Below are 6018 nucleotides of genomic sequence, written 5' to 3' on the forward strand. Positions count from 1 at the left end.
ATGCCGTGAGAAAAAAAGGGGCAGCTTTTTGCTTTTGCAGCCATTGGTCTTGATGTTTGAACGGAAACTGGCAGTGGTAAGGGGAAGGCTACATATTTTTGATGTTTCCGTTTCGCGATAGTTTTTTCCTATTTGAAATGCTTCTGCAATTTTTGTAAGTATATCTCCTGTTTCTAAATGACGATCGCTGAAATTTTCCATATTTCGTACATTTTTATCTTCTAGCACTTGCCATAATTTATCGATTGCTTGAAATCCCTCTGTTGTGTTTTGAATAAGACCAAGGTTTAAAAGGCGATTAATAGATTTGTGAATGTTTTTAGTTTCTGAATTGACAAGTTTGAGGATATCAGAAAGAATTTTAGCACCAAGTATAATAACAGTATAGACAGCGCGTAGTGTCGGTGAGGTCATGGCAAAAATGAGCGAATTATAAGAAAAATGCTTTGGCTGTATTGCACATGGATATCAATAGAATATTATTCGTGCAGAATGTAGCTACCTTACGCTTGTCTATCCCATAATCCTTTAAGCTATGAGACAATTTGCAACGGCGTTTACAGAGCAATCTTTAAAGACCATTTTGAGCTTTTTTGCCGCAGAGTGTGTTACAAAATCATAATTGAGCCATTTATGGCGAAGTGTTTTGCGCACCCTTGTTGTGCCCCCAGTAGCAAAAATTATATGTGACATTGAAGTTCCTTATTTTTTTAGTTTGCATAAGGCAAAGGCAAGAAGCAAAGGCGGAGACACCAACAATCATGCAAAAGGTGAAAGCGATGTGATTGTTGAAATGGCTGATGATCCATCCACTTGTCCATGAGCCGGCAGCTTGGCCAATATTTGAAATAACAAGAATATAACTAAAAAGAACACTGGTAGAGAGGGATGAGGTTGTTTTCCTTGCTTGATAGTATATCTCTGTAATCATGACAGATTCATAGACACTGTAGGCAATTAATGCAGTCACAGCGGTAAAGACGCCACCCATAAGGAAAAATGCAGCGAAACTTCCCATAAGCCATAATAGGTAGAAAGTTGATTTATCAGAAAGGCTGAGATGTTTATTGATTATTCCTTGCCAGATACAAATACTGATGCCAACAATTGAAAAGAAAATTCCACTATAAGGGGCGAGATTGCTGTCAAATTTACTGAGAAGTGTTGTGGTGGTGATGAAAATTCCCATGAGGAATGCACAAAGCAAAGCCGTGACCAGCAAATAAGCAATAGAGCGATTATATATTATTGTTTTTAAAGAAGAAAGAAAAGAATTCTTTATTTTTTTGTTCTTTTCAAGAGATAATTTTTTATGGGGGTAGTGATAAACAATTTGAATGGATAAAACACAAAGATACAAACCAATGAGTGCAAAAAAAGCCATCAAAAAAACTGATGCGTTGTATTTTATGGCACTCGTTGCAACAAGAGGGGCGATAACGACAGCAGCATTTTGAAAAAAAGAATAGAGAGTTAATGCGCGCTTAAGAGCATTTTCATTGAGATGTTCTGATAAAATTTCTCTCAAAAATGGCTTTGAAATTGCTTTCGAAAAAGCCATTAAGGTAAAAAAGATCAACCATGCAGAAGGTGTGAGCGATAGGATAATGCACACAAAAGCGCTACTCCTTAAAATAAAGGCGGTAGCCATTAAGAGTTTACGCGAAAATCTTTCTAATAAACTCGTTGTGGTTACCATGAGAATGCTTTCAAGGATTACTGATCCAGCGAGATAAAAAGCGACATTGGCAGCAGTTATGAGAGAAGAGTTTCCAAGCAAAGGGAGTACAAAGAAAAAGGAAAATTCAGAAAGAAAAACTGTGCTATAGATGAAAAAAGTTATTTTATTTTTGCCCATGGAATTTCCATAGAAGTGTCGTTAAATGATCAAATACATTTTGTTGTATCTCTTGAGGAAGTTTTGTCAGCCCTGTTTCTGCTGTGCACATTTCGTTGAAATAGTATCCTTCTTGATTCACCAGCCAGTCCACTGCAAGAATATTGTTTTTTGTTTTTTCTACGATGTTTTTAGAAATATCGAGCATGATTTGGATTGAGCAACAACACTGTGCGCGGATGTCTACGCAACAATCGTAAGATCATTGAGACCTTGATCCTATATCTTCTCCTGATGGTTTTGACTGTTCCTAATCCTATTTGATAACCAATTGACATCCCGCATTCTTGCTTTTCCATTTTAACCTTTATGAAGAGGATGTACTATCCCCCCATAGATTGTCAACATATGAATGGGATGAATGATTTTGTAACCTTTTAATGAATTTATATTTTTTAGTGGAAGGTTATTCATTCTCTTGAAATAGAGAAGAAAAACGATAGCGTTCGCTAATCATTTTTCAATTCTCTTTTAGCGCATGCGTTGATATTTTCCTCCATGGCGTTGTAAAAAACCTCTCTCAACAAGAGTGCGTCGTAATCGGGCAAAGTCTATCGTAAAGAGGTTGCATATCTTGGAAACTTCCGTTTCGCTATAGATTTTTCCCATTTGAAAGGCTTCACCAATTTTTGATAGCATCTCTTCTGTTTCTAAATGGCGGTCGCTTAAATTTTCCTTCTCCCGCTCATGTTTATTTTCTAGCATTTTCCACACTGTCTCTTCGGCTTGAAATCCTTCTGTTGTGTTGTGAATAAGTCCAAGGTTCAAAAGGCGCTTGATCGATTTGTGAATTGTTTTGGCATCTGAATCAATATGTTGGAGGATATCAGTAAGATTTTTTGCACCAAGGATAATGGCGGCATAAACAGCGCGCAGGGTAGGAGAGGCCATGGCAGAAATGAGCGAATTGCGTGTGCTGCGTTTGTGAAGGGTTTCTTTTCCCATGGGCAAAAGATCATTGCGAATGGGTAGTTCATTGATTTCTATAAGTTCTTCTTGTAGTGATTGTGCGCGTGTAGCCTGTTCGGCTGGGGTGCTTTTGCGAATAATTCCCAGACCACTTTGACGATATTTATGGTTTTCGGGGAGTGTTAAAGCCTCATAGGAGCCATCAAGCCGATAGAGGAGTTCTTCCCAGATAGGGGTTCTAACGCGTCGAACACGTTGTTCGCTATTGAGAGCAATCGTTGTGGTCATTGTTGGTTCATGCAGACAAAGATAACCACCAGGTGTGATATGTTCCCAAAGGGTTATAACAAATCGTACATCATCTGCTGGCGTTCCAGCATCAATCCAAGCAAAATCTATTGGCACCCAAGATTTGAGAGTTCTTTCATCAAGAGAGAAAAAATTTTCATTGATAAATGTTACAGTATCTTTTTCAATGCCATCTTTAAGAAGTCTTTGCCATGCTTCTTCTGCTGATTGACCTTCTACTGTAAAATCATCAATGGTAATAAGCCGAGGTTCGTAATTTTCAGGAATTCCTGAAGGGTCAAGCAAAGCTGTACGCTCTTCCCAAATGGCGGATTCTAGAAGCTTTTTATCCTGTTGCCATGCTTGTTTTGCTTTTTGGAGTGCTCTTACGATAAAGCGCGTACTATCACCAGCACCGATTTCAATGACTGTACGCGGTCTTGCCATTTGAATGAGTGCATGGATCAGTTGAGCACTATTTTGTGTTCCCATACCAGGTCTTATCAGCTGCATCTTTTTATCCTTATAATTTTATCAATCGTAGCATTCCTGCTTTTACAAGAAACTTTATTGAATCCTCTAGCGGGTGTTGAAGATGCATTGGTGTGGTGGCTTGCTTCAAGAGATGTTTTGTTTTTTCATGAAGCCGGATTGTACGTCCATTAAGTTGATTAATGGCAAGGAACCCAAGAGAAGAATCTATGATAATACATGTTGGCTCTCGTAAAAGAGCGGTTGCATCATTTTTTGAAAAGGCTTTTTGATTTGTTTCGATGAGACCGTGTCGTAGCAGTGATATCAAAAGACTATTCACGTCAAAAAAGCAACCATTGAGTTTGATTTCTTTTAAGGATTGGACAAGGCAGCCTTCACGAAGTGCTTCAAATGTGGGAAAGTCGAATCCGCCAAATGCCGCTCCTTTTGTAGAAATAACGATTGCAGGTTGTATTTGCCGTTTTCCAATTAAAGCTGGTTTATTTCTCGTTATCTGTACGTCCTTTGCCCATTGAACGCGTGATAAAGGATTGAGTTCACGTGGGTAAACGTCAAAAGAATTGATGGCTGTGGGCGGTGTGGTTTTTTGTAAGGCAAGGGTGTGGATGCTTTCATTCAAGTCATGTAGCATATAGTCTGCCAGTTGCCATATATAACCACCTGTTCCATTGTAAAAGTTTAAGCCTATAGGGTCTTGTTGCATGATGTTAAACTGTTTTCTTCTGCTTTAAAATATCAAGTTTTGGCAAGGGTTATTTGCTTGGGTTGTTTGCTCCTCCACACGAGAATGGTTTATCAAAATCACATTGCTTGGTATAGGGTTGCATGGGAGATACAATAATTTGATCAAGTGGTGATTTTTATGCCATTTTTGGGCATGTTTTTTTTTCGAGAGAAAAGATGGTAAAGTTTGCTAGGCATTATCCCATTCCTTTTTTTGCAGAGCGCGGTTTAATGTAAAGCCTAATATGCCTGTGATCATGGTGGCAATGCCGATGATAAGGAGTGTGTATTGGGTGTGATGCACTTTTACAAAACTTGCACTGATAAAACCAATACACACGGCTGTTTGTATGATAAAGATATAGGCGGGCATTTGACTGTTTCGTTGTTCTTTTTGGATGGCTTTCATCATAAAACTTGCCATTAGTGCATTTTGCACACCGTTGGCACCCCCAAGGATGAAAAATGACAGCATCATTAACCATACAATGTGTGTGAGAGAAAAGCAGAAAATTGCAAATCCAATTATTGTCGCAGCCAGTGATGCTCCAGCAGCATTGCCAAAGCGGTGGAAAAGGCTGGAAAAGCAGAGCGGTCCAACGACGAGCCCTAGACTTATCATACTTGCAATTATCCCGTAGGTTTCAGCGCTTAAATACAGTTCGGTGCGGATGCGGACAATTGATAGGACATTAAGAGCCGAGGTGAGGGTGATGGTAATGATGAGGGGGGAAAGAGCATAGACAACATTTTTTTTACGCAAGAGCCCTCTTAAGTCTAGTCCCTTTTTGGCTTGTTGTACTGCGTTTGTTGTTGGCGTATGCATTTTTAAACTTTTAAAACAGAAGAGAGTGATAAAGGTTGCACAGAGAACCATGATGGATAGTGCAAAGAGCCCTTTTTGCCCGTTTGAAAGACCATATAGTACACCTCCTAACAGTGGTCCTGCAATGTAGCCGAGATTACGGACTGTTTGGATAATGCGGTTGTTACGGTCTAATTGCCGATCATTTTTTGCGAAGTCAGGTACAGCAACAAGGATAGCAGACCAAAAGAGTGAACCAGCACACCCTAGTGCAAAAGAAAGGGCAATATAAAGCCAAAATTGGTTAGCGGCTGCGGCTGCGGCTATGAAAAATGCTTCAAACAATAAAACAATGGGGACTGTTCGCGTTGGTTGGAAGCGATGTAAGAGGCGCGGCGCAATGGGTCCTGCACAAATTGCTCCTATAAGCCCTGCAAAAAGCAGCATTGAAATCGAGGCTGTACTTTCTGCTAAGTGTAAAGCAAATGTGACCTGCGCTGTTTCATCGGCAAAGCTGCTAAGAGCCAAAATAATAAAAAGCCCTATTTGGGCGAAAATCATGGATTTCTTCTTTGTCACAATGCTTCTCCCCAAGAGGCTAAAGGTACAATTTTCTTCTGCGTGTTTATGGTATATCCCACGCTTTGTATAGTTTTTTTTGATGATCAGTTGAGAAAGGAAGTTTTCAGAGTTCTTTTCCAAAACAAGCACAATGCCTATTGGCAGCGATGAGCAACTCCTTGTGTTTTTTGAAAGGGGAGTATTAAGGATGATGGGCTAGAGAAGTTGTCTGATATGAGAGACAATGATACAAAAGGGCAATCAGAAAATTTTGCAAAAAAGCTGCACGCATAGTGCAGCTTTTTATATATTTGCTTTAAAGGTAGACGTTTTAAAGCAT

At 39.4% G+C, this 6018-nt stretch carries 5 protein-coding genes and 1 pseudogene; all 6 read right to left on the reverse strand.

Annotated elements, in window-relative coordinates:
* Nucleotides 1-414 (reverse strand): annotated as a pseudogene (locus tag ACFIML_RS08715) (hypothetical protein); the annotation flags it as partial.
* Between the two features lie 217 nt (nt 415-631).
* Nucleotides 632-1858 carry an MFS transporter gene (locus tag ACFIML_RS08720; protein WP_375608802.1) on the reverse strand — a complete coding sequence of 409 codons (1227 nt, stop codon included), beginning with the start codon at nt 1856-1858 and terminating at the stop codon, nt 632-634.
* Entirely contained in the window at nt 1845-2045 is a 201-nt protein-coding gene (locus ACFIML_RS08725) for a hypothetical protein (protein WP_375614198.1), read from the reverse strand. Before ACFIML_RS08725 ends, ACFIML_RS08720 begins: the two co-directional genes overlap by 14 nt.
* A 323-nt stretch (nt 2046-2368) precedes the next feature.
* Nucleotides 2369-3607, reverse strand: a complete 1239-nt coding sequence (locus ACFIML_RS08730; RefSeq protein WP_375687962.1) for a DUF2087 domain-containing protein — start codon at nt 3605-3607, stop codon at nt 2369-2371.
* A 10-nt stretch (nt 3608-3617) separates the two neighbouring features.
* Complete coding sequence (locus ACFIML_RS08735; RefSeq protein ID WP_375614792.1) at nt 3618-4292, reverse strand: hypothetical protein; 675 nt, start codon at nt 4290-4292, stop codon at nt 3618-3620.
* A 210-nt stretch (nt 4293-4502) separates the two neighbouring features.
* Complete coding sequence (locus tag ACFIML_RS08740; protein ID WP_375615480.1) at nt 4503-5696, reverse strand: MFS transporter; 1194 nt, start codon at nt 5694-5696, stop codon at nt 4503-4505.
* Nucleotides 5697-6018: the final 322 nt, after the last annotated feature.

This window comes from Bartonella sp. AC62GZZY (assembly GCF_042196525.1).
Classification (GTDB): Bacteria; Pseudomonadota; Alphaproteobacteria; order Rhizobiales; family Rhizobiaceae; genus Bartonella.